Origin of the sequence: Virgisporangium aliadipatigenens, assembly GCF_016863615.1 — a bacterium.
GTDB classification, from domain to species: Bacteria; Actinomycetota; Actinomycetes; order Mycobacteriales; family Micromonosporaceae; genus Virgisporangium; species Virgisporangium aliadipatigenens.
Genome location: NZ_BOPF01000004.1, coordinates 258,551 through 279,442, shown reverse-complemented (window position 1 = coordinate 279,442; position 20,892 = coordinate 258,551). Strand labels below are relative to the sequence as shown.

31 protein-coding genes and 2 pseudogenes are annotated in these 20,892 nt (G+C 67.6%); all 33 read right to left on the bottom strand.

Annotated features, from left to right (window positions below; translation table 11 throughout):
• Nucleotides 1-12: 12 nt before the first annotated feature.
• Entirely contained in the window at nt 13-1,035 is a 1,023-nt protein-coding gene (locus Val02_RS07930; protein ID WP_203898252.1) for a DNA-directed RNA polymerase subunit alpha, read from the bottom strand.
• Between the two features lie 54 nt (nt 1,036-1,089).
• The gene (rpsD, locus tag Val02_RS07925; RefSeq protein ID WP_203898251.1) at nt 1,090-1,716 is read right to left on the bottom strand and encodes a 30S ribosomal protein S4; all 627 of its coding nucleotides are present in this window, start codon (nt 1,714-1,716) and stop codon (nt 1,090-1,092) included.
• An 18-nt stretch (nt 1,717-1,734) separates the two neighbouring features.
• On the bottom strand, nt 1,735-2,145 hold the full coding sequence (gene rpsK, locus Val02_RS07920) for a 30S ribosomal protein S11 (protein WP_203898250.1): 411 nt from the start codon (nt 2,143-2,145) through the stop codon (nt 1,735-1,737).
• 60 nt (nt 2,146-2,205) lie between these two features.
• Nucleotides 2,206-2,586 carry a 30S ribosomal protein S13 gene (gene rpsM, locus Val02_RS07915; RefSeq protein WP_203898249.1) on the bottom strand — a complete coding sequence of 127 codons (381 nt, stop codon included), beginning with the start codon at nt 2,584-2,586 and terminating at the stop codon, nt 2,206-2,208.
• Between the two features lie 162 nt (nt 2,587-2,748).
• A complete protein-coding gene (gene rpmJ, locus Val02_RS07910; protein ID WP_203898248.1) occupies nt 2,749-2,862 on the bottom strand; it encodes a 50S ribosomal protein L36 in 114 nt (37 codons plus the stop codon).
• Nucleotides 2,863-2,955: 93 nt separating this feature from the next.
• Nucleotides 2,956-3,177 (bottom strand): translation initiation factor IF-1, encoded by a 222-nt coding sequence (gene infA, locus Val02_RS07905; RefSeq protein ID WP_203898247.1) that lies wholly within the window; start codon nt 3,175-3,177, stop codon nt 2,956-2,958.
• 183 nt (nt 3,178-3,360) lie between these two features.
• On the bottom strand, nt 3,361-3,831 hold the full coding sequence (locus Val02_RS07900) for a DUF1707 SHOCT-like domain-containing protein (RefSeq protein WP_239152537.1): 471 nt from the start codon (nt 3,829-3,831) through the stop codon (nt 3,361-3,363).
• Nucleotides 3,832-4,115: 284 nt separating this feature from the next.
• The gene (gene map, locus Val02_RS07895; RefSeq protein WP_203898246.1) at nt 4,116-4,970 is read right to left on the bottom strand and encodes a type I methionyl aminopeptidase; all 855 of its coding nucleotides are present in this window, start codon (nt 4,968-4,970) and stop codon (nt 4,116-4,118) included.
• A gap of 2 nt (nt 4,971-4,972) precedes the next feature.
• Nucleotides 4,973-5,626, bottom strand: coding sequence for an adenylate kinase (locus Val02_RS07890; RefSeq protein WP_203898245.1), 654 nt, complete (start codon nt 5,624-5,626; stop codon nt 4,973-4,975).
• 52 nt (nt 5,627-5,678) lie between these two features.
• Nucleotides 5,679-6,944 (bottom strand): preprotein translocase subunit SecY, encoded by a 1,266-nt coding sequence (secY, locus tag Val02_RS07885; RefSeq protein ID WP_373317871.1) that lies wholly within the window; start codon nt 6,942-6,944, stop codon nt 5,679-5,681.
• Nucleotides 6,945-7,197: 253 nt separating this feature from the next.
• Nucleotides 7,198-7,659: a 50S ribosomal protein L15 gene (gene rplO / locus Val02_RS07880; RefSeq protein ID WP_203898244.1), complete on the bottom strand. Its 462-nt coding sequence runs from the start codon at nt 7,657-7,659 to the stop codon at nt 7,198-7,200.
• A complete protein-coding gene (gene rpmD, locus Val02_RS07875) occupies nt 7,660-7,842 on the bottom strand; it encodes a 50S ribosomal protein L30 (protein WP_203898243.1) in 183 nt (60 codons plus the stop codon). It abuts the gene before it with no gap.
• Nucleotides 7,843-7,846: 4 nt separating this feature from the next.
• Nucleotides 7,847-8,473 (bottom strand): 30S ribosomal protein S5, encoded by a 627-nt coding sequence (gene rpsE, locus Val02_RS07870; protein WP_203898242.1) that lies wholly within the window; start codon nt 8,471-8,473, stop codon nt 7,847-7,849.
• Between the two features lie 13 nt (nt 8,474-8,486).
• A complete protein-coding gene (gene rplR / locus Val02_RS07865) occupies nt 8,487-8,882 on the bottom strand; it encodes a 50S ribosomal protein L18 (protein ID WP_203898241.1) in 396 nt (131 codons plus the stop codon).
• Nucleotides 8,879-9,421: a 50S ribosomal protein L6 gene (gene rplF / locus Val02_RS07860; RefSeq protein ID WP_203898240.1), complete on the bottom strand. Its 543-nt coding sequence runs from the start codon at nt 9,419-9,421 to the stop codon at nt 8,879-8,881. Before rplF ends, rplR begins: the two co-directional genes overlap by 4 nt.
• A 12-nt stretch (nt 9,422-9,433) precedes the next feature.
• Nucleotides 9,434-9,841, bottom strand: a complete 408-nt coding sequence (gene rpsH / locus Val02_RS07855) for a 30S ribosomal protein S8 (RefSeq protein WP_203898239.1) — start codon at nt 9,839-9,841, stop codon at nt 9,434-9,436.
• A 62-nt stretch (nt 9,842-9,903) separates the two neighbouring features.
• A complete protein-coding gene (locus tag Val02_RS07850) occupies nt 9,904-10,089 on the bottom strand; it encodes a type Z 30S ribosomal protein S14 (protein ID WP_033342853.1) in 186 nt (61 codons plus the stop codon).
• A 1-nt stretch (nt 10,090) separates the two neighbouring features.
• The gene (rplE, locus tag Val02_RS07845) at nt 10,091-10,660 is read right to left on the bottom strand and encodes a 50S ribosomal protein L5 (protein WP_203898238.1); all 570 of its coding nucleotides are present in this window, start codon (nt 10,658-10,660) and stop codon (nt 10,091-10,093) included.
• Complete coding sequence (rplX, locus tag Val02_RS07840) at nt 10,660-10,974, bottom strand: 50S ribosomal protein L24 (protein WP_203898237.1); 315 nt, start codon at nt 10,972-10,974, stop codon at nt 10,660-10,662. Before rplX ends, rplE begins: the two co-directional genes overlap by 1 nt.
• A 2-nt stretch (nt 10,975-10,976) precedes the next feature.
• A complete protein-coding gene (gene rplN / locus Val02_RS07835; protein ID WP_007465279.1) occupies nt 10,977-11,345 on the bottom strand; it encodes a 50S ribosomal protein L14 in 369 nt (122 codons plus the stop codon).
• Nucleotides 11,346-11,406: 61 nt separating this feature from the next.
• A complete protein-coding gene (gene rpsQ / locus Val02_RS07830; protein ID WP_203898236.1) occupies nt 11,407-11,682 on the bottom strand; it encodes a 30S ribosomal protein S17 in 276 nt (91 codons plus the stop codon).
• Nucleotides 11,679-11,927: a 50S ribosomal protein L29 gene (rpmC, locus tag Val02_RS07825; RefSeq protein ID WP_203898235.1), complete on the bottom strand. Its 249-nt coding sequence runs from the start codon at nt 11,925-11,927 to the stop codon at nt 11,679-11,681. The genes rpsQ and rpmC overlap by 4 nt, the downstream gene beginning before the upstream one ends.
• Nucleotides 11,927-12,352 carry a 50S ribosomal protein L16 gene (rplP, locus tag Val02_RS07820; protein WP_203898234.1) on the bottom strand — a complete coding sequence of 142 codons (426 nt, stop codon included), beginning with the start codon at nt 12,350-12,352 and terminating at the stop codon, nt 11,927-11,929. The genes rpmC and rplP overlap by 1 nt, the downstream gene beginning before the upstream one ends.
• A gap of 3 nt (nt 12,353-12,355) precedes the next feature.
• Complete coding sequence (gene rpsC, locus Val02_RS07815) at nt 12,356-13,198, bottom strand: 30S ribosomal protein S3 (RefSeq protein ID WP_203898233.1); 843 nt, start codon at nt 13,196-13,198, stop codon at nt 12,356-12,358.
• A gap of 220 nt (nt 13,199-13,418) precedes the next feature.
• Nucleotides 13,419-13,782 (bottom strand): annotated as a pseudogene (rplV, locus tag Val02_RS07810) (50S ribosomal protein L22); the annotation flags it as partial.
• A gap of 38 nt (nt 13,783-13,820) precedes the next feature.
• Entirely contained in the window at nt 13,821-14,102 is a 282-nt protein-coding gene (gene rpsS, locus Val02_RS07805) for a 30S ribosomal protein S19 (protein WP_203898231.1), read from the bottom strand.
• 11 nt (nt 14,103-14,113) lie between these two features.
• Nucleotides 14,114-14,953, bottom strand: a complete 840-nt coding sequence (gene rplB, locus Val02_RS07800; RefSeq protein ID WP_203898230.1) for a 50S ribosomal protein L2 — start codon at nt 14,951-14,953, stop codon at nt 14,114-14,116.
• Between the two features lie 11 nt (nt 14,954-14,964).
• A complete protein-coding gene (gene rplW / locus Val02_RS07795) occupies nt 14,965-15,267 on the bottom strand; it encodes a 50S ribosomal protein L23 (RefSeq protein ID WP_203898229.1) in 303 nt (100 codons plus the stop codon).
• A gap of 143 nt (nt 15,268-15,410) precedes the next feature.
• A pseudogene (rplD, locus tag Val02_RS07790) lies at nt 15,411-16,049 on the bottom strand (50S ribosomal protein L4); the annotation flags it as partial.
• Entirely contained in the window at nt 16,046-16,711 is a 666-nt protein-coding gene (gene rplC / locus Val02_RS07785; protein ID WP_203898227.1) for a 50S ribosomal protein L3, read from the bottom strand. The gene rplC and the pseudogene rplD, both read right to left, overlap by 4 nt.
• A gap of 13 nt (nt 16,712-16,724) precedes the next feature.
• On the bottom strand, nt 16,725-17,033 hold the full coding sequence (rpsJ, locus tag Val02_RS07780) for a 30S ribosomal protein S10 (protein ID WP_018347762.1): 309 nt from the start codon (nt 17,031-17,033) through the stop codon (nt 16,725-16,727).
• A 472-nt stretch (nt 17,034-17,505) separates the two neighbouring features.
• On the bottom strand, nt 17,506-18,699 hold the full coding sequence (gene tuf / locus Val02_RS07775) for an elongation factor Tu (protein WP_203898226.1): 1,194 nt from the start codon (nt 18,697-18,699) through the stop codon (nt 17,506-17,508).
• Nucleotides 18,700-18,763: 64 nt separating this feature from the next.
• Complete coding sequence (fusA, locus tag Val02_RS07770) at nt 18,764-20,863, bottom strand: elongation factor G (RefSeq protein ID WP_203898225.1); 2,100 nt, start codon at nt 20,861-20,863, stop codon at nt 18,764-18,766.
• Nucleotides 20,864-20,892: the final 29 nt, after the last annotated feature.

Genomic DNA, 20,892 nt, shown 5'->3' with positions numbered 1-20,892 from the left:
ACGCTGCTGTGGTTAGAGCTGCTCGGTCTCGCGGAAATCGTCGGCGTCGTAGTCCACGTCCGCGAACGAGTCGACGACGTGCGCCGGGTCGAACGTCGGGGCCGAGTCCTTCAGCCCGAGGCCCATGCCCGCGAGCTTCATCTTGACCTCGTCGATGCTCTTCTGACCGAAATTCCTTATATCGAGCAGGTCCGCTTCGGTACGGCTGATCAACTCCCCGACCGAGTTGATGCCCTCGCGCTTGAGGCAGTTGTAGGAACGGACGGTCAGGTCCAGCTCCTCGATCGGCAGCGCCAGGTCGGCAGCGAGCTGCGCGTCCTGCGGCGACGGGCCGATGTCGATGCCCTCGGCGGTCTCGTCCAGCTCCCGGCACAGGCCGAAGAGCTCGACCAGCGTGGAACCGGCCGACGCGAGCGCGGTGCGGGGGGTGATCGACGCCTTGGTCTCGACGTCGATGATCAGGCGGTCGAAGTCGGTGCGCTGCTCGACACGGGTGGCCTCCACCCGGTACGTCACCTTGAGCACCGGCGAGTAGATCGAGTCGATCGGGATGCGCCCGATCTCCTGACCCGCCTGCTTGTTCTGCGCCGCCGTCACGTAGCCGCGGCCACGCTCGACGGTCAGCTCCATGTCCAGCCGGCCCTTGCCGTTGAGGGTGGCGAGCTTGAGGTCGGGGTTGTGCACGGTCGCGCCGGCCGGGGGCTGGATGTCGCCCGCGGTCACGTCGCCCGGGCCCTGCTTGCGCAGGTACAGGGAGACCGGCTCGTCGTGCTCGGAGCTGACGGTCAGCTCCTTGATGTTCATGACCAGCTCGACCACGTCCTCCTTGACCCCGGGGATCGTGGTGAACTCGTGCAGCACGCCGTCGATCTTGATGCTGGTCACCGCCGCGCCCGGGATGGACGACAGCAGGGTCCGGCGCAGCGAGTTGCCGAGCGTGTAGCCGAAACCGGGCTCCAGCGGTTCGATGGTGAACTTGGAACGGTTCTCGGACAGCGACTCCTCGGTGAGAGTCGGCCGCTGGGAAATGAGCACTTACTTTCTCCTTTGGAAGGGGCGCCCGCTATATGACGCCCAACCAACAAACCTTTACTTCGAGTAGAGCTCGACGATCAGCTGTTCCTGCACCTGGGTGTCGATCGTCTGCCGCGCGGGCAGCGAGTGCACCAGGACCTTCAGCTGGTTCGGGATCGCCTCCAGCCACGCCGGAACGGTCCGGCTGCCGGCGAGCCCCTGCGCCACGATGAACGGCGTCAGCTCCTTCGACTTCTCCCGCACCTCGATCACGTCGTGCTCGCGCACCCGGTACGAGGGGATGTCGACCTTCTTGCCGTTGACCAGGAAGTGGCCGTGGCGCACCAGCTGACGGGCGGAGTCACGCGAGGGCGCGTAGCCCGCGCGGAACACCACGTTGTCGAGCCGGGACTCCAGGATCTGGAGGAGGACCTCACCGGTCTTGCCCTGCTTGCGCACGGCCTCCTCGTAGTACCCGTGGAACTGGCGCTCGAGGATGCCGTAGATCCGGCGGGCCTTCTGCTTCTCGCGCAGCTGCAGCAGGTACTCGGTCTCCTTCGGACGACCGCGGCCGTGCTGGCCGGGCGGGAAGGGACGCGACTCGAACGGGCACTTCGGCCCGTCGCACTTGCTGCCCTTGAGGAACAGCTTCATCTTCTCGCGCCGGCAGCGACGGCAGTCAGCGCCTGTGTAACGTGCCATGTTCTCTATCGATCCTTATCAGACGCGGCGGCGCTTGGGCGGACGGCAGCCGTTGTGCGGCTGCGGCGTGACGTCACTGATCTGTCCGACCTCGAGGCCGACGGCCGTGAGCGAACGGATCGCGGTCTCCCGGCCGGAGCCGGGCCCCTTGACGAACACGTCGACCTTGCGCATCCCGTGCTCCATCGCTCGGCGGGCAGCCGCCTCGGCGGCGAGCTGCGCGGCGAACGGCGTCGACTTGCGCGACCCCTTGAAGCCCACCTGACCGGCGGACGCCCAGGAGATCACCGCACCGGTCGGGTCCGTGATCGACACAATCGTGTTGTTGAACGTGCTCTTGATGTGCGCCTGCCCGTGGGAGACGTTCTTGCGCTCCTTGCGGCGGACCTTCTTCGCGGCCGCCGCACCGGTACGAGCCTTCGGTGGCATAAGTTGATGCGCTCCTAAAACTGCTGTCCTCTAACCGGACCCGTGGGCCCGGGCTGGCTGCTACTTCTTGCCCGGCTTCTTCTTGCCGGCCACGGTGCGCTTCGGGCCCTTGCGGGTGCGCGCGTTGGTGCGGGTGCGCTGACCGCGCACGGGAAGACCGCGGCGGTGCCGGATGCCGGCGTAGCAGCCGATCTCGACCTTGCGACGGATGTCGGCCTGGATCTCGCGGCGCAGGTCACCCTCGACCTTGAAGTTGGCCTCGATGTAGTCCCGCAGCGCGACGAGTTCCTCGTCGGTCAGATCCTTGGCGCGCTTGTCCGGGCTGATGCCGGTAGCGGCGAGTGCCTCGAGGGAACGGGTACGCCCGACCCCGAAGATGTACGTGAGCGCGATCTCCATCCGCTTGTCGCGGGGAAGGTCGACGCCGACCAGACGTGCCATTAGCTGGCGTACTCCTGTCGTGGTGCACGGAGGTCTGTGCCCGTCCGTCCCGGATCCATGATCCAGGCCCCGGCCTCCGACCGAGGGTTGCCGCAGAAGTACGCCCGCGGCTGGACGGGCTTGTAGGAAAACTGTGTCGCGCTGGTGCTAACTAGCTACTGCTCAGCCCTGGCGCTGCTTGTGACGCGGGTCAGTGCAGATGATCATGACCCGGCCGTGCCGCCGGATGACCCGGCACTTGTTGCAGATCTTCTTGACGCTCGGCTTGACCTTCACGGCTATGCCTTACTTTCCCGTTGCGTCGGGGCACACGTGAACCGCGCACCACGACCGTGAAATTGACCAGGACCGCCAGTGGCGATCAAACGGTCACTTGTAGCGGTAGACGATCCGCCCGCGGGTGAGGTCGTACGGGGAAAGCTCCACCACGACCCGGTCCTCGGGCAGGATGCGGATGTAGTGCTGCCGCATCTTGCCGCTGATGTGAGCCAGAACCTTGTGGCCATTGGCGAGTTCGACCCGGAACATAGCGTTCGGGAGCGGCTCGATGACCCGGCCCTCCATCTCGATGGCTCCGTCTTTTTTGGGCATATCCTCCGCTACCTGACGTCTGATCGTTTCGGCTGGCTCACAGGCCCGTCACGGGTGGTAGAGGGCCACCCGCGCCAGCCGCGGCTCTGCCAGCCGCGAAGCGCAGGACGGGCATGACAGAGTGGACGCTGTGCGCCGATAGACGAGTCTACGCGCGCAACCAGCGCAGCACCAAACCGGGGCCTAATCCGCCGAGGGCTTCGTCTGATTGCCGAAGAGCGTGAGCCCCAACAGCACCACGCCCCACGGGCCGGCGACCCACAGCGGCCACGGGTAGATGAAGTCCATCGTGGTCACGGAGACGATCAGCCAGATCACGACATTGATGCCGACCGCGATGAACCAGGCCCGCCAGGCGTGTCGCAGCCAGTTCCAGTCGTTGGCGGGCTTGCTCTCCGACGAACTGGCGAATCCGGAGCGCGGCAGCGGGGTGGACGCCGTGGACGGCATCAGGTGCGCGTTGCGCGGCGGCTTGGGCAGATCCGTCAGCAGCTTGTCGAGGTCGCCGTAGGTGCGGGCGGCGTACGTCTGCTGGAGCCGCTCGTCGTACTCCCCCAGGTCCAGCCGGCCCTCGTCCAGTGCGCGCTTGAGAAGGTCCGCCACGTACTTGCGATCCACGTCGGCGGCCCGCAACTGGTCGCGTCGGGAGCTCACGCCCGGAACCCGTTCATGCGCCTGACCTACCTTCGAGTCCACGTGTGGAGCCCCATTGTGGCCCATCGCCGTCGCCGTGCGCGCCCGGTGACCCACCTACGGGCCTCCCCGAGTACGCCGTCCCTCAAGGGTAGCCGCGCCACACGTGCCCCACCGGTGCTCACGACACCTTGATCGCGGCCCGATTCGGTGCGGGTCGGCCCAGCCTCAGGCCGGCGGGGCGACCTCGGCCTCGGCGGTCATGCAGCAGATGCCCAGGCGGCACACGCACACCCGTCGAAGATTCAGGCCGGCGGCGCGACCTCGGCCTCGGCGGTGATCAGCTCGCCCAGGCGGCTGCGCCCACCGTCCTCGGCGGTCAGCACCCAGACGCCGTCCTGCATCAGCGCCACCGAGTGCTCGACGTGCACCGCCGTGGAACCGTCCACGGTCACCACCGTCCAGCCGTCGTCCAGCTCGGCGGTCTTCGGCTTGCCCAGCGTCAGCATCGGCTCGATCGCGATGCACAGCCCCGGCACGAGTGGCACACCCGAGCCCGGACGCCCGTGGTTGAGCACGAACGGGTCCTGATGCATCTCCGTGCCGATCCCGTGGCCGCCGTACCCGCGCACGATGCCGTAGCGGCCGGCGCCCCGGATCGCCGTCTCGATCGCGAACGACACATCGCCCAACCGCCCGCGCCCGGAACGCACGCCGCGCGCCGCCGCCGCGATGCCGGCCCACAGCGCGTCCTCGGCGGCCGTGGTCAACCGGCGCAGCCGCCCGTCGTCGAACGCGGAGCCCACCGGCACCGTGATCGCCGCGTCGCCGTGCCAGCCGTTCAGCACCGCGCCGCAGTCGATCGAGATGAGGTCGCCGTCCTTGAGTACCTGACCGGCGCTCGGGATGCCGTGCACCACCTGGTCGTTGACCGAGGCGCAGATCGTCGCCGGATAGCCGTGGTACCCCAGGAACGAGGGCACGGCCCCCGCCTCCTCGATCACCCGCGCCGCGATCGCGTCCAGGTCGCCCGTGCTGACTCCGGGTGCGACGGCTTCCCGCATGGCCGCGAGCGCCCGCGCGACGACCAGCCCGGCGGCCCGCATCAGCCGGATCTGCTCGGGTGACTTGTACTCGATCTCCAGGTCGTGCCGAGCCACGTTCAGCCGCCGTACGAGCGCAGGGCGTCGATCGCCCGCACCGTGATGTCCTCCACCGGCCCGGTGGCGTCGATCCCGACCAGGACGCCGCGCGCGCCGTAGTAGTCCACCAGCGGGGCGGTGTCCCGCGAGTAGACCTTGAGGCGTTCGGCGATGGTCTCCGGCTTGTCGTCGTCGCGCTGGAACAGGTCGGCGCCGCAACGGTCGCAGATGCCTTCGCTCTTCGTGGCGTCGAACTCGACGTGCCAGATCTTGCCGCAGCCCCGGCAGGTGCGCCGGCCGGAGAGCCGCCGGATCACCTCTTCGTTCTCGACGACGAGTTCCATGACGACGTCGAGGCCGGAACCGAGCTCGATCAGCATCTTGTCGAGCGCGATGGCCTGCGGCACCGTGCGCGGGAAGCCGTCGAGCAGGAAGCCGTCGGCCGCGTCGGGCTCGGACAGCCGGTCGGCGACCATGTTGATGGTCACCTCGTCCGGCACGAGCTGCCCCGCGTCCATGTACCGCTTGGCCTCTACGCCGAGCGGAGTGCCCTGGGCCACGTTGGCGCGGAAGATGTCACCCGTCGAGATCTTCGGCACGGCGAGGTGCGCCGCGATGAACTCGGCCTGGGTACCCTTGCCCGCCCCTGGCGGACCCACCAGAACGAGCCTCATGCGGCCGTTCCCGCGAACGGGGCGACCGCATGGGCGCGTGGGAGAGCTGCGATCACTTGCGCAGGAACCCTTCGTAGTTTCGCTGCATCAGTTGACTCTCGATCTGCTTCACCGTTTCCAGGCCCACACCCACCATGATGAGCACCGCGGTGCCACCGAAGGGGAAGTTCTGCAACGCCTGGTTGCCACCCATCAGGCCGATGAACAGGTTGGGCAGGATCGAGATGATGCCGAGGTACAGCGCGCCGGGAAGGGTGATCCGGCTCAGGATGAAGTCCAGGTACTCGGCAGTCGGCTTGCCCGGACGGATCCCGTGGACAAAGCCGCCGTACTTCCGCATGTTGTCGGCCACCTCTGTGGGGTTGAAGGTGATCGAGACGTAGAAGTACGTGAAGAAGACGATCATCAGGAAGTACGTCGCGATGTGCACCCAGTTGTCCTGCGGCACCAGGTACCGGTTGATCCAGGTGACCACCGGGTTGGTGCTGCTGTCGCCGGCGAGCTGGGTCGCCAACTGCGGCAGGTACATCAACGACGAGGCGAAGATGACCGGGATGACACCGGCCTGGTTGACCTTCAGGGGGATGTAGGTCGACGTCCCGCCGTACATGCGGCGGCCGATCATGCGCTTCGCGTACTGCACCGGGACCCGGCGCTGCGCCTGCTCGATGAAGACCACGGCCGTGATGACGAGAACGCCCACGCCGATCGCGACGGTGAAGGTGGTCTTGCTCTTCTGCCAGATCTGGAAGCCCTCGTACGGCAGGCGGGCCGCGATCGAGGAGAAGATCAGGACGGACATGCCGTTGCCGACACCGCGGTCGGTGATCATCTCACCGAGCCACATGACCACGCCGGTACCGGCCGTCATCGCGACCACGATCACGCCGACCGTGAGCCAGATGTTGAGCCCGGTGTCCTCGGGGATGATCGGGGTGTCGTTGCACTGGTTGTTGAAGAGCTGCCCGGAGCGGGCCAGCGCGACGAACGCCGAAGCCTGGAGCACGGCCAGCCCGAGAGTCAGGTAGCGCGTGTACTGCGTGATCTTCGCCTGACCGGCCTGGCCCTCCTTCTTCAGCTGCTCGAGCCGCGGGATCACCACGGTGAGGAGCTGAAGAATGATGCTGGCGGTGATGTAGGGCATGATGCCCAGCGCGAAGACCGACAGCTGCAGGAGCGCGCCACCGGAGAAGAGGTTGAGCAGCGTGAATACGCCGTCCTGATCCTCACCCTGGAGGCGGTCGATGCAGGTCTGCACGTTTCCGTAGGAGACGCCGGGGCTCGGGAGGGTCGCACCCACCCGGTAGACGGCGATCATCGCTAACGTGAACAGCAGCTTCTTGCGCAGGTCAGGCGTCTTGAACGCACTGAGAAAGGCGGAGAGCAACTTCATCCTCCTGCGCGACGCGGCCGCCGAGAGGTGGCGGGGGTTGTCACCGCTCGGTCATCCCGAACGGGACGTGAGTTGAAAACAGACTGCGAACGGACTCTAACAGGGAGCTGGTTGGTCCAAGTAGCCGTGTGGCGCCTGCCGCCTCATGAGATACGACAGACGCCACTCCGACAACTGACTAGGCCGCTTCCCCGGCGCCGAAAACGGTGGTCGAGCCACCGGCCGCGGCGATCTTCTCCTTGGCGGACTCGCTGAACGCGTGTGCCGTCACGTTGAGCTTGACGCCCCCGAGGTCACCGGTGCCGAGCACCTTGACCTGCTGGTTCTTGCGCACGGCGCCGGCCTCGACCAGCTCGGCCGGCCCGACCGAGCCGCCCTGCGGGAAGAGCTCGGCGAGGCGGTCCAGGTTGACGACCTGTAACACGACCTTGTTCCGGTTGCGGAAACCTTTCATCTTGGGCAGCTGCATGTGGATCGGGATGCTGCCACCCTCGAACCACGCGGGCGTGTTCTTCCGCGCCCCGGTGCCCTTCGTACCGCGACCTGCGGTCTTGCCCTTGGAACCCTCACCGCGACCCACGCGGGTCTTGGCGGTCTTGGCTCCGGGAGCGGGCCGCAAGTGATGCAGTTTGATAACCATCTACTCCACCTCCTCGACGCGCACGAGGTGGGTCACGGTCTGGATCATCCCGCGGATCTCGGGACGGTCCTCCTTGACCACGGCGTCGTTGATCCGCTTCAGGCCGAGCGTCCGCAGCGTGTCGCGCTGGTTCTGCTTCCTACCGATGGCGGACCGGACCTGGGTCACCTTCAGACGGGCCATGACGTCACGCACCCGCCCCGGCACGGGCCGCCAGCATCGCGGCCGGCGCCACGTCCTCGACCGGCAGGCCACGGCGCGCGGCAACGGCCTCCGGCGACTCGAGCCCCTTCAGGGCCGCGACGGTGGCGTGCACGATGTTGATGGCGTTCGAGGAGCCGAGGCTCTTCGACAGCACGTCGTGGATGCCGGCGCACTCCAGCACGGCGCGCACCGGGCCACCGGCGATAACACCGGTACCGGCGCTCGCCGGCTTCAGCAGCACCACGCCGGCGGCGTCCTCACCCGTGATCGGGTGCGGAATCGTCGCGCCGATCCGCGGCACCTTGAAGAAGTGCTTCTTGGCCTCCTCGACGCCCTTGGCGATCGCCGCGGGCACCTCCTTGGCCTTTCCGTAGCCGACGCCGACGGTGCCGTCGCCGTCGCCCACCACGACCAGCGCGGTGAAGCTGAAGCGGCGGCCGCCCTTGACGACCTTGGCGACGCGGTTGATCGCCACTACCCGCTCGAGATGCGGGCTCTTCTCCTGCGGCGAGTTGCCCCGGCCGCCGTCACGACGGTTCTCGCGCCGACCACCGCCGCCACCTTCGGTGTTCCCACCGGACCCGCCGCCCCTGCGCTGAGGACCAGGCATTGAGCATTCCTCCTTAGAACTTGAGTCCGGCTTCGCGGGCCGCGTCGGCCAGAGCGGCGATGCGCCCGGCGTAACGGTTCCCACCGCGGTCGAACACGACGGCCGAGATGCCGGCCGCCTGGGCCCGCTCGGCGAGCAGCGCGCCGACCTTGCGGGCGGTCGCGCTCTTGTCGCCGTCGCCGCCCCGGATCGAGGTGTCCAGCGAGGACGCCGACGCGAGGGTGTGGCCCTTGAGGTCGTCGACCACCTGGGCGGTGATGTGCCGCAGGCTGCGGGTGACCACCAGGCGGGGACGCTCGGCGGTGCCGCGCAGGTTCTTGCGGATCCGGAAGTGCCGGCGCGCCCGTCCGACGCGGCGCGCGGCAGCGGTCCCGCCGCCGTTGCGGCGCTTGAGGAGAGTCGCGGTCACTTCTTGCCAGCCTTTCCAGCCTTACGCCGGATGACCTCGCCGACGTACTTCACGCCCTTGCCCTTGTACGGCTCCGGCGGACGGATCTTGCGGATGTTCGCGGCGACCTCGCCGACCAGCTGCTTGTCGATGCCGGCCACGTGGAAGAGCGTCGGGCGCTCCACCGTGAAGGTGATGCCGGCCGGCGGCCGCACGACGACCGGGTGCGAGAACCCGAGTGCGAACTCGAGGTCGCTGCCCTTGGCCGTGACGCGGTAACCGGTGCCGGCGATCTCCAGGCTCTTGCGGTAGCCCTCGGTCACACCGGTCACCATGTTGGCGATCAGCGTGCGGGACAGCCCGTGCAGTTCCTTGGAGCGGCGCTCGTCGTCCGGGCGCGCGATGACCAGCTGGCCGTCCTCGCCCTTCTCGACCGTGATCGGGTCGGCCACGGTGTGGCTGAGTTCGCCCTTGGGGCCCTTGACGGTCACCGTCGTGCCGTCGATCTTGATGTCGACGCCGTTCGGGACCGCGACCGGCTTACGTCCGATTCGTGACATTGGGAGCGCCTCCTACCAGACGTAGGCGAGGACTTCCCCGCCCACCCCACGCTTGCGGGCCTGCCGGTCGGTCAGCAACCCCTGGGACGTCGAGATGATGGCGACGCCCAGGCCGCCGAGCACGCGCGGCAGCTCCGGCGCCTTCGCGTACACCCGGAGACCGGGCTTCGACACGCGACGGATGCCGGCGAGGCTGCGCTCGCGGTTCTGGCCGTACTTGAGTTCGACGATCAGGCTCTTGCCGACCGCGCCCTCCTCGGGCTCCTTCATTTCCCACGACGAGACGTAACCCTCGGACTTGAGGACCTCGGCGATGTTCGCCTTGATCTTCGAGTAGGGCATCGTCACCTTGTCGTGGTACGCCTGGTTGGCGTTACGCAGACGGGTCAACATGTCTGCGATCGGATCGGTCATGGTCATGGGATGTCAGCCTTCTTTCCCGCCCCGGTTCCGCCGTCGCCGGCGGCCTGAGGCGAAGAGAATTACCAGGAAGCCTTCGACACGCCGGGCAGCTCGCCCCGGTGCGCCATCTCGCGGATGCAGACGCGGCACAGACCGAACTTCCGGTACACCGCCTTCGGCCGCCCGCAGCGCTGGCAACGGGTGTAGGCCCGCACCGCGAACTTCGGCTTCGCCGCTGCCTTGAGGATCAGCGCCTTCTTAGCCATCTCAGTTCTCCTTGAACGGGAAGCCGAGGAGCTTGAGCAGCGCTCGGCCCTCGTCGTCGGTCGGGGCCGTGGTCACCAGCGTGATGTCCATGCCGCGCGGCCGGTCGATCCGGTCCTGGTCGATCTCGTGGAACACCGACTGCTCGGTGAGCCCGAACGTGTAGTTGCCGTTGCCGTCGAGCTTGCGTCCGTCGAGACCGCGGAAGTCGCGGATACGGGGCAGCGCGATCGACAGCAGCCGGTCGAGGAACTCCCACATCCGGTCGCCGCGCAGCGTGACCTTGGCGCCGATCGGCATCCCCTCGCGCAGCTTGAACTGGGCGATGGACTTGGTGGCCCGGCGCACCTGCGGCTTCTGCCCGGTGATCGTGGTCAGGTCCTTCACGGCGCCGTCGATCAGCTTCGCGTCGCGCGCGGCCTCACCGACACCCATGTTGACGACGATCTTCACGAGCCGCGGCACCTGCATCGGGTTGCCGTAGCCGAACTGCTCACGCAGCTTCGCGACCAGTTCTTCCTGGTACTTGGTCTTGAGCCGCGGGGTGATCTTCTCAGTCGTGCTCGTCGTCATCACAGGTCCTTACCGGAACGCTTCGAGATGCGCACCTTCTGGCCGTCGTCCTCGATCCGCGAGCCCACGCGGGTCGGCTTGCCGTCGGAGTCCACGACCATCACGTTCGAGACGTGGATCGGGGCTTCCTGCGTGACGATGCCGCCGGTCTTGGCGCCCCGCTGAGTGGTGCGGATGCGGGTGTGCTTCTTGACCCGGTTCACGCCCTCGACCAGGACCTTGTCCTCGCGCGGGAAGGCCTGAATGACCTTGCCCCGAGCGCCCTTGTCCTTGCCGGCGATGACGAGAACCGTGTCGCCCTTCTTGACCTTCACGGTTACAGCACCTCCGGCGCGAGCGAGATGATCTTCATGAACCGCTTGTCGCGCAGCTCGCGGCCCACCGGCCCGAAGATGCGGGTCCCGCGGGGGTCGCCACCGTCCTTGATGATCACGGCGGCGTTCTCGTCGAAGCGGATGTACGACCCGTCGGGCCGGCGCCGCTCCTTGGCGGTGCGAACGACGACCGCCTTGACGACGTCGCCCTTCTTGACCCCGGCTCCCGGGATCGCGTCCTTCACCGTTGCCACGATGACGTCGCCGATGCTCGCGTAGCGCCGGCCCGAGCCACCGAGCACCCGGATGCACAAGATCTCTCGTGCACCCGTGTTGTCGGCCACCCGCAGCCGCGACTCCTGCTGAATCACGTGTGTCTCCTGTATGTCTGCCGGTTCTCAGGCCGAGCCCGAGCCTGGCGGAACGGATGTGCTACTTGGCGCGCTCGAGGATCTCCACCACACGCCAGCGCTTGGTGGCCGACAGCGGGCGGGTCTCCATCAACAGCACGCGGTCGCCGATGCCGCACTCTTTTTCGTCGTGCGCCTTCAGCTTGCTGGTGCGCCGCATGACCTTGCCGTAGAGCGGGTGCTTGACCCGGTCCTCGACCTCGACCACAACGGTCTTCTGCATCTTGTCGCTGACGACGATGCCCTCACGGACCTTGCGCCGCCCGCGGACCTCGGTCTCGGTGGTCTCTTCGCTCACTTGGTCACCTCAGCAGGCACTTCCTCGTCGGGCGCGGTGGACAGACCCAGCTCGCGCTCGCGCATGATCGTGTAGATCCGGGCGATGTCCTTGCGGATCACCTTCAGCCGACCGTGGTTGTCGAGCTGACCGGTGGCCGCCTGGACGCGCAGGTTGAACAGCTCCGCCTTGGACTCCCGGAGCCGGTTGACCAGCTCCTCGTCGGACTGTTCACGCAGCTCGGAGGCCGCGATCCCCTGGGCCATCAGACGTCACCCACTTCGCGCTTGACGATGCGGCACTTCATCGGGAGCTTGTGGATCGCACGGCGCATCGCCTCACGCGCGATCGCCTCATTGGCGAACGACATCTCGAACAGGATCCGGCCCGGCTTCACGTTGTAGATCCACCACTCCGGGGAGCCCTTACCGGAACCCATGCGGGTTTCCGCCGGCTTCTTGGTCAGCGCCCGGTCCGGGAAGACCGGGATGTAGACCTTTCCACCACGCTTGATGTGGCGGTTCATCGCGATACGCGCCGACTCGATCTGACGGTTGGTCAGGTAGCCCGACTCGACCGCCTGGATCCCGTAGTCGCCGAAGGTGACCTTCGTGCCGCCCTTGGCCGCGCCCCGACGGGTCGGGTGGTGCGGCTTACGGAACCCCTTCGGGGGCTTGCGTGGCATCAACATTGATCAGCCCTCCTGAGCTGTCTCTGCCGGAGCCGGCGCGGCCTCGACCGCGGTCGCGTCCACCGACTCACCGGTGGCGGCCGCCGCAGCGGCGCGCCCGGCCTCGGTGCCGCCCGCGGTCGTTCCGGACGAACCGGAACGGGTGCGACGCGGCCGCTCGGGCCGGTCACCGCGGTCGCGACGACCACGCGGGGCCTGCTCCTGCGGGGCCTCGCGGCCCGGCACGGCGTCACCCTTGTAGATCCAGACCTTCACGCCGATCCGGCCGAAGGTCGTGCGGCCCTCGAAGAAGCCGTACTCGATGTTGGCGCGCAGCGTGTGCAGCGGCACGCGCCCCTCGCGGTAGAACTCCGTGCGGCTCATCTCCGCGCCGCCGAGACGGCCGGAGACCTGCACCCGGATACCGCGCACGAGCGGGTTCTTCATCGCCGACTGCATGGCCTTGCGCATCGCCCGCCGGAAACTGACCCGGCTGGAGAGCTGCTCGGCGACGCCCTGCGCGACGAGCTGCGCGTCCGACTCGGGGCTCTTCACCTCGTGGATGTTCAGCTGCACCTGCTTGCCGGTGAGCTTCTCGAGGTTCGCCCGGATCTTGTCGGCCTCGGCGCCCTTGCGGCCGATGACGATGCCCGGCCGCGCGGTGTGGATGTCGACCTTCACCCGGTCGCGGGTCCGCTCGATGTCGACCTTGGCGATGCCGGCGCGCTCCAGGCCGGTCGACATCATCCGACGGATCTTGACGTCCTCGGCGATGTAGTCCTTGTAGAGCTTGTCGGCGTACCAGGTGGAACGCCATTCGGTGCTGACGCCGAGCCGGAACCCGTGCGGGTGGACTTTCTGACCCATTACTCGGTCTCCTCCTCGGCCTTGTCAGCCTCGTCGGCCTTGGCCTTCTTGGTCGAGGCCTTCGCGCTCGACTCCTCGGCGGGGGTCTCCTCGACCTCTGCCGACTCCTCGACCTCCGCCGGCTTCGCGGCCTTCTTGGCCGGAGCCGCGGTGACGTCGGCGGCCCGGCCGCGGGTGGCGGCACCCGGCCGCGCCGCGGCACCGCGACGGCCGCCGGCCGTCGGGACGCTCTCGACCACGATCGTGATGTGGCAGGTCCGCTTACGGATCCGGTAGGCACGCCCCTGGGCGCGCGGCCGGAACCGCTTCATGGTCGGGCCCTCGTCGACGTACGCCTCGGCCACCAGCAGCGAGTCGGGGTCCAGCCGCTCGTTGTTCTCGGCGTTGGCGATGGCGCTGGCGAGCACCTTGTAGATCGGCTCGCTGGCGGCCTGCGGCGCGAACTGGAGCACCGTGAGCGCCTCCTTCGCGGGCAGGCCGCGGACGAGGTTGATCACACGGCGGGCCTTCATCGGCGAGATGCGCACGTGCCGCGCAATCGCCCGGGCGCCCGGAAGCACCGGAGCGTCGCCCTTCGTTGGCATCGCTGTTCCCCTCAATAATCCGTGACTGTTCCCGCGCCCTAGCGGCGGCGGCTCTTCCGGTCGTCCTTCTCGTGACCCTTGAACGTGCGGGTCAGAGCGAACTCGCCGAGCTTGTGCCCGACCATCGCCTCACTGACGAACACCGGGACGTGCTTGCGTCCGTCGTGCACCGCGATGGTGTGGCCGATCATCTCGGGGATGATCGTGGAGCGCCGCGACCAGGTCTTGATGACGTTCTTGGAGTTCTTGGCGTTCGCCGCTTCCACCTTCTTGAGCAGGTGGTCGTCGATGAACGGGCCCTTCTTCAGGCTGCGTGGCATCTCTGTCTCCCCTAGCCGCGCTTACGGCTCGCGTACCGGCGGCGGACGATCAGCTTGTCGCTCGGGAGGCCCTTACGCCGGGTGCGGCCCTCCGGCTTGCCCTTCGGGTTGACCGGGTGGCGACCACCGGAGGTCTTGCCCTCACCACCACCGTGCGGGTGGTCGACCGGGTTCATGGCGACACCACGGACGGTCGGGCGCTTGCCCTTCCAGCGCATGCGGCCGGCCTTGCCCCAGTTGATGTTGGACTGGTCGGCGTTGCCGATCTCGCCAACGGTCGCGCGGCAGCGCACGTCCACGCGGCGGATTTCGCCCGAGGGCATCCGCAGCGTCGCGTAGGCGCCCTCACGGCCGAGGAGCTGGATGCCGACGCCGGCCGAGCGGGCCAGCTTGGCGCCGCCGCCCGGGCGCAGTTCCACCGCGTGCACGGTGGTACCGACCGGGATGTTGCGCAGCGGCAGGTTGTTGCCGGGCTTGATGTCGGCGCCGACCCCGGCCTCGACACGGTCGCCCTGCTTCAGGTCCTTCGGCGCGATGATGTAGCGCTTCTCGCCGTCGGCGAAGTGCAGCAGCGCGATCCGGGCCGTGCGGTTGGGGTCGTACTCGATGTGCGCGACCTTGGCCGGCACGCCGTCCTTGTCCGCCCGCTTGAAGTCGATGAGGCGGTACTGGCGCTTGTGGCCACCACCCTGGTGCCGGGCGGTGACCCGCCCGTGCGCGTTCCGCCCGCCCTTGCTGGACAGCGGACGCAGCAGCGACTTCTCCGGCGTGGACCGGGTGACCTCGGCGAAGTCCGCCACGCTCGAGCCACGACGGCCCGGCGAGGTCGGCTTGTACTTACGGATAGGCATGTCTCAACCCCTCAGCTGACCGGTCCGCCGAAGGCCTCGATCCGGTCCCCGTCGGCAAGCTTGACCATCGCGCGCTTGGTGTCCTTGCGCTTGCCCCAGCCGCTGCGGGTGCGCTTGCGCTTGCCCTCGCGGTTGAGCGTGTTGACGGTCAGCACAGTCACGTCGAAGATCTGCTGGATCGCGATCTTGATCTGCGTCTTGTTGGCGTCCGGGTGGACCAGGAACGTGTACCAGTTGCGGTTGAGCTCGGCGTAGCTCTTCTCCGAGACCACCGGCGCGATGATGACGTCGCGCGGATCAGCGACGGTAGCCATTACTCGGCCTTCCCTTCACTGTCAGCGTCGGCTTCGTCGGCGCTGTCGTCCTCGGCCGGCTTGGCCTTGGTCACGCCCTTGCCCTTCGGGCTCTTCTTGTCGGCCTTGGGCTCGTCCTCGTCGGCCTTCGCCGGCCGCTCGATCTCCGTGCGGGCCAGCGGTGTGCCGAGGAACTCGTCCAGCGCGGCCGACGTGAAGACGACGGCGTCGGCGTAGAGCACGTCGTACGTGTTGAGCTGCCCGGCCTCGAGCAGGTGCACGTGCGGCAGGTTCCGCAGCGAGATCCAGTTGACCTCGTCCTCGGCGGCCAGCACGACCAGCACCTTCTTGGCCTCGGTGACGGCGTTCAGGGCGGCGAGCGCGTCCTTGGTACGCGGCGTCTCACCGTCGACGAACGACTCGATCACGTGCAGCACACCGGCGCGGGCGCGGTCCGAGAGGGCCCCGCGCAGGGCGGCGACCTTCATCTTCTTGTTGACCCGCTGGGTGTAGTCGCGCGGCACCGGGCCGTGCACGACGCCACCACCGGTGAACTGCGGCGCGCGGATCGAACCCTGACGGGCCCGACCGGTGCCCTTCTGCTTGTAGGGCTTCTTGCCGCCGCCGGCGACCTCGCCCCGGGTCTTCGTCTTGTGCGTGCCCTGGCGGGCAGCGGCCTGCTGGGCCACGACGACCTGGTGCAGCAGCGGGATGCTGGCCTGGGTGTCGAACACCTCGGCCGGCAGCTCCACGGAAGCGGTCGCGACGCCGTCGTTGCCCTTGACCTCAACGGTGGTGCTCACTTGGCGACACCGCCCTTCCCGACCTTCGTCTTGGCGGCGGTGCGCACCAGCACGAGCGCGCCCTTCGGGCCCGGGATCGCGCCGCGGACCAGAATCAGGTTGTTCTCGGTGTCGATCGCCTGCACGCGCACGTTCTGCACGGTGTAGCGGACGCCACCCATGCGGCCGGCCATGCGCAGGCCCTTGAACACGCGACCCGGCGTGGCGCAGGCGCCGATCGAACCGGGCGAACGGTGCTTGCGCTCGACACCGTGGCTGGCCCGCAGACCGCCGAAGCCGTGGCGCTTCATGACACCGGCGAAGCCCTTGCCCTTGGTGCGGCCGGTCACGTCGATCACGGTGCCGGGAGCGAACTCCTCGACCGTCACCTCGGCACCCAACTCGTACTCGGACGCGTCGGTCGTGCGCAGCTCGACGATGTGCCGCCGGGGGGCGACGTCGGCCTTGGCGAAGTGCCCGCTCTGCGGCTTGTTGACCTTGCGCGGGTCGATGGCGCCGAACGCGAGCTGAATGGCCGAGTAGCCGTCCTTCTCCGCGTCGCGCACCTGGGTCACGACGCACGGGCCGGCCTGCACCACAGTGACCGGGACGACCTTGTTGTTGTCCCAGACCTGGGTCATGCCGAGCTTGGCGCCCAGGATGCCCTTAACTTGCCTGTCCATGTCAGTCAGGTCCTTACAGCTTGATCTCGATGTCGACGCCGGCCGGAAGGTCGAGCCGCATCAGCGAGTCGACGGTCTTCGGCGTGGGGTCGATGATGTCGATCAGACGCTTGTGCGTGCGCATCTCGAAGTGCTCGCGCGAGTCCTTGTACTTGTGCGGCGACCGGATGACGCAGTACCGGTTGATCTCCGTGGGCAGCGGCACCGGTCCGGCGACCTGCGCCCCGGTCCGCGTGACCGTCTCGACGATCTTCCGGGCCGAGGAGTCAACGACCTCGTGGTCGTACGCCTTGAGCCGGATGCGGATCTTCTGTCCCGCCATGGTCTTCCTCCCTGCGGGGGACCGTTCCCCCGCACACCCCCTGCGGCGCGCGCCCGGATCGCTCCGTGCTGCGCCCGAAGGGCCCGGAACCGGACGATGTCCGGCGCTGCCTTCAGGTCTTTCTCCTGCTTCGCAGGCCTGCCACCAGGGGTTTTACTCCCGATGACCGACCCCCGCGGTCGGGCGTGTCGCGTACGTGGGCCAGACTCCGCCGCAGTCCGATCTCTCGGATGCTTGGACGTTCTGATCCGTCTGGGATGACCCACGGGCGCGGCACGCCCACCAACGGAAGCGAGGCGCCGCGGCCCACGATGCCCTCAGAAGCAGAGCGTGGTCCTACTCAAGCGCCCGCACGAAGCGGTCGAGACTGCACGTGAAGCTCGCAGCCTCGACCGCTTCGCAACGCAACCTGTTCAGTATGCCGTATCGGATTTCGATCCCCAAATCGGGGCCGGCGTCCGAACCGGCGTCACTACTTCAGGATCTTGGTAACCCGGCCCGCGCCGACCGTACGGCCACCCTCGCGGATCGCGAAGCGGAGGTTCTCCTCCATCGCGATGGGCTGGATGAGCGACACGGTCATCGTGGTGTTGTCGCCGGGCATGACCATCTCGGTGCCCTCGGGGAGGGTCACCACGCCGGTCACGTCGGTGGTGCGGAAGTAGAACTGCGGCCGGTAGTTCTGGAAGAACGGGGTGTGCCGGCCACCCTCCTCCTTGGAGAGGATGTAGACGGTCGCCTCGAACTCGGTGTGCGGGGTGTTGGTCCCCGGCTTCACCACGACCATGCCGCGCTCGACGTCCTCGCGCTTGATACCACGCAGGAGCAGACCGACGTTCTCGCCGGCGCGCGCCTCGTCGAGGATCTTGCGGAACATCTCGATGGCGGTGCAGGTGGTCTTCATCGACTTCGGCTTGATGCCGACGATCTCGACCTCCTCGTTCGGCTTGAGCACACCGCGCTCGCACCGACCGGTCACCACGGTGCCACGACCGGTGATCGTGAAGACGTCCTCGATCGGCATCAGGAACGGCTTGTCGACCTCGCGCTCCGGCTGCGGGATCGCGGTGTCGACAGCGCTCATGAGCTCCATGAGGGCGTTGCCCCACTGCTCGTCACCCTCGAGGGCCTTGAGCGCGGAGACCCGCACGACCGGCAGGTCGTCACCCGGGTACTCCTGGCTCGAGAGCAGCTCGCGGACCTCGAGCTCGACGAGCTCCAGGAGCTCCTCGTCCTCGACCATGTCGCTCTTGTTGAGCGCCACGACGATGTACGGCACACCGACCTGACGGGCCAGCAGCACGTGCTCGCGGGTCTGCGGCATCGGGCCGTCGGTCGCCGCCACCACCAGGATCGCGCCGTCCATCTGCGCGGCACCGGTGATCATGTTCTTGATGTAGTCCGCGTGACCGGGGCAGTCGACGTGGGCGTAGTGCCGCGCCTCGGTCTGGTACTCGACGTGCGCGATGGAGATCGTGATACCACGAGCCTTCTCCTCGGGCGCCTTGTCGATCTCGTCGAACGGCGTGTACGGGTTGAGGTCCGGCATCTTGTCGTGCAGAACCTTGGTGATGGCCGCCGTCAGCGTCGTCTTACCGTGGTCGATGTGACCGATGGTGCCGATGTTGACGTGCGGCTTAGTCCGCTCGAACTTCGCCTTCGCCACTGGATGCCCTCCTCAGGGACTCTCTAGGTGGTTCTAACACGACTTACGGGGCGTACCGGGGACGTTACTCTCCGGTGGCCTTCGCGATGATCTCCTTGGCGACGTTCTGCGGAACCTCGTTGTAGGAGTCGAACTGCATGGAGTAACTCGCCCGGCCCGCGGTCTTGGACCGCAGGTCGCCGACGTAGCCGAACATCTCCGACAGCGGCACCAGGGCCCGGACCACGCGAGCGCCGCTGCGCTCCTCCATGGACTGGATGATTCCCCGGCGGGAGTTGAGGTCGCCGATCACGTCACCCATGTTCTCTTCCGGGGTGGTGACCTCGACGGCCATCATCGGCTCGAGGAGCACGGGGTTGGCCCGGCGGGCCGCTTCCTTCAGCACCATCGAACCGGCGATCTTGAAGGCCATTTCCGACGAGTCGACCTCGTGGTACTGGCCGTCGATGAGCGTCAGCTTGAGGCCCACCAGCGGGTAGCCCGCGAGGATGCCGTACTGCATGGCGTCCTGCGCGCCGGCGTCCACCGAAGGGATGTACTCCTTCGGGATACGACCACCGGTGACCGAGTTGACGAACTCGTACGTCGGGCCGTCCGCCGTCATGTCCAGCGGCTCCAGCGACACGATGACCTTCGCGTACTGCCCCGAGCCACCGGTCTGCTTCTTGTGGACGTAGTCGATCTTCTCGACCTTGGAGCGAATGGTCTCGCGGTAGGCCACCTGCGGCTTGCCGATGTTGGCCTCGACGTTGAACTCGCGGCGCATGCGGTCCACCAGGATGTCCAGGTGGAGCTCGCCCATGCCGGCGATGATCGTCTGGCCGGTCTCCTCGTCGTTCTTGACCCGGAAGGTCGGGTCCTCCTCGGCGAGGCGCTGGATCGCGGTGCCCAGCTTCTCCTGGTCGGCCTTGCTCTTCGGCTCGATGGCGACCTGGATGACCGGCTCCGGGAACGACATCGACTCGAGGATGACCGGGTGAGCCGGGTCGCAGAGCGTGTCACCGGTGGTGGTCTGCTTCAGACCCTGCACGGCGATGATGTCGCCGGCGTGCGCCTGCGAACGCTCTTCACGCTTGTTCGCGTGCATCTGGTAGATCTTGCCGATCCGCTCCTTGCGGTCCTTGGTGGAGTTGACCACCTGGGTGCCGGAGTCGAGCGTGCCGGAGTAGATGCGCACGTACGTGAGCTTGCCGAGGTGCTTGTCCGTCTGGATCTTGAACGCCAGCGCGGAGAAGGGCTCGTTGACCGAGGGCTGACGACGCATCGGCGTCTCGCCGTCGACCGCGGTGCCCTCGATGGCCGGGATGTCCAGCGGCGACGGCAGGAAGTCGACGACCGCGTCGAGCATGGGCTGCACGCCCTTGTTCTTGAACGCGGAGCCGCAGACGACCGGGTTGAGCTTGCCGGCGATCGTGGCGCGACGGATCGCGGTCTTGATCTCGGCGACCGACAGGTCCTCGCCGTCGAGGTACTTGACCATGATGTCGTCGTCGGCCTCGGACAGCGTCTCGAGGAGCTTCTCGCGCCACTCGGCGGCCTGCTCCGCGAGGTCGGCCGGGATCTCCTCGACCGCGTAGTCCTCGCCCTTCTTCGTCTCACCGCGCCAGGTGAGCGCGCGCATGCCGATCAGGTCGACGACGCCGATGTGGTCGCCTTCGAGCCCGATCGGGATCTGCAGCACCAGCGTGGTGGCGTTGAGCCGTTCCTTCATCATCTGCACGCAGCGGAAGAAGTCCGCGCCGGTGCGGTCGAGCTTGTTGACGAAGCACATGCGCGGGACGTTGTACTTGTCCGCCTGCCGCCACACGTTCTCGGTCTGCGGCTCGACGCCGGCGACGCCGTCGTACACCGCGACCGCGCCGTCGAGCACCCGGAGGGAGCGCTCGACCTCGACCGTGAAGTCGACGTGGCCGGGGGTGTCGATGATCTGGATGGTGTGGCCGTTCCACTCGCAGGTCGTCGCGGCGGACGTGATCGTGATGCCGCGCTCCTGCTCCTGCTCCATCCAGTCCATCGTGGCGGCGCCGTCGTGCACCTCACCGATCTTGTACGTGATACCGGTGTAGAACAGGATGCGCTCGGTGGTCGTGGTCTTGCCGGCATCGATGTGCGCCATGATGCCGATGTTGCGGAGCTTGGCGAGGGCGGCGTCTGCGGCAGCCACGGTAATCACCTTCCGGCTTGATCTCTAAC

Bases quoted from the DNA above. Each gene is read 5' to 3' on its own strand.
- rplF (WP_203898240.1), bottom strand. From the start codon at position 9,421: ATGTCACGAATCGGACGTAAGCCGGTCGCGGTCCCGAACGGCGTCGAC.
- rpsJ (WP_018347762.1), bottom strand. From the start codon at position 17,033: ATGGCGGGACAGAAGATCCGCATCCGGCTCAAGGCGTACGACCACGAG.
- rpmC (WP_203898235.1), bottom strand. From the start codon at position 11,927: ATGGCCCAGGGGATCGCGGCCTCCGAGCTGCGTGAACAGTCCGACGAG.
- Val02_RS07850 (WP_033342853.1), bottom strand. From the start codon at position 10,089: ATGGCTAAGAAGGCGCTGATCCTCAAGGCAGCGGCGAAGCCGAAGTTC.
- Val02_RS07890 (WP_203898245.1), bottom strand. From the start codon at position 5,626: ATGAGGCTCGTTCTGGTGGGTCCGCCAGGGGCGGGCAAGGGTACCCAG.
- rplW (WP_203898229.1), bottom strand. From the start codon at position 15,267: ATGGCTACCGTCGCTGATCCGCGCGACGTCATCATCGCGCCGGTGGTC.
- rpsD (WP_203898251.1), bottom strand. From the start codon at position 1,716: ATGGCACGTTACACAGGCGCTGACTGCCGTCGCTGCCGGCGCGAGAAG.
- rpsM (WP_203898249.1), bottom strand. From the start codon at position 2,586: ATGGCACGTCTGGTCGGCGTCGACCTTCCCCGCGACAAGCGGATGGAG.
- rpsS (WP_203898231.1), bottom strand. From the start codon at position 14,102: ATGCCACGCAGCCTGAAGAAGGGCCCGTTCATCGACGACCACCTGCTC.
- rplP (WP_203898234.1), bottom strand. From the start codon at position 12,352: ATGTTGATGCCACGCAAGCCCCCGAAGGGGTTCCGTAAGCCGCACCAC.
- rpsH (WP_203898239.1), bottom strand. From the start codon at position 9,841: ATGACCATGACCGATCCGATCGCAGACATGTTGACCCGTCTGCGTAAC.
- rplC (WP_203898227.1), bottom strand. From the start codon at position 16,711: ATGGACAGGCAAGTTAAGGGCATCCTGGGCGCCAAGCTCGGCATGACC.
- rplE (WP_203898238.1), bottom strand. From the start codon at position 10,660: ATGACGACGAGCACGACTGAGAAGATCACCCCGCGGCTCAAGACCAAG.
- rpsK (WP_203898250.1), bottom strand. From the start codon at position 2,145: ATGCCACCGAAGGCTCGTACCGGTGCGGCGGCCGCGAAGAAGGTCCGC.
- rplB (WP_203898230.1), bottom strand. From the start codon at position 14,953: ATGCCTATCCGTAAGTACAAGCCGACCTCGCCGGGCCGTCGTGGCTCG.
- rpsC (WP_203898233.1), bottom strand. From the start codon at position 13,198: ATGGGTCAGAAAGTCCACCCGCACGGGTTCCGGCTCGGCGTCAGCACC.
- rplO (WP_203898244.1), bottom strand. From the start codon at position 7,659: ATGGTTATCAAACTGCATCACTTGCGGCCCGCTCCCGGAGCCAAGACC.
- infA (WP_203898247.1), bottom strand. From the start codon at position 3,177: ATGCCCAAAAAAGACGGAGCCATCGAGATGGAGGGCCGGGTCATCGAG.
- rpsE (WP_203898242.1), bottom strand. From the start codon at position 8,473: ATGCCTGGTCCTCAGCGCAGGGGCGGCGGGTCCGGTGGGAACACCGAA.
- rpmD (WP_203898243.1), bottom strand. From the start codon at position 7,842: ATGGCCCGTCTGAAGGTGACCCAGGTCCGGTCCGCCATCGGTAGGAAG.
- secY (WP_373317871.1), bottom strand. From the start codon at position 6,944: ATGATCGCCGTCTACCGGGTGGGTGCGACCCTCCCGAGCCCCGGCGTC.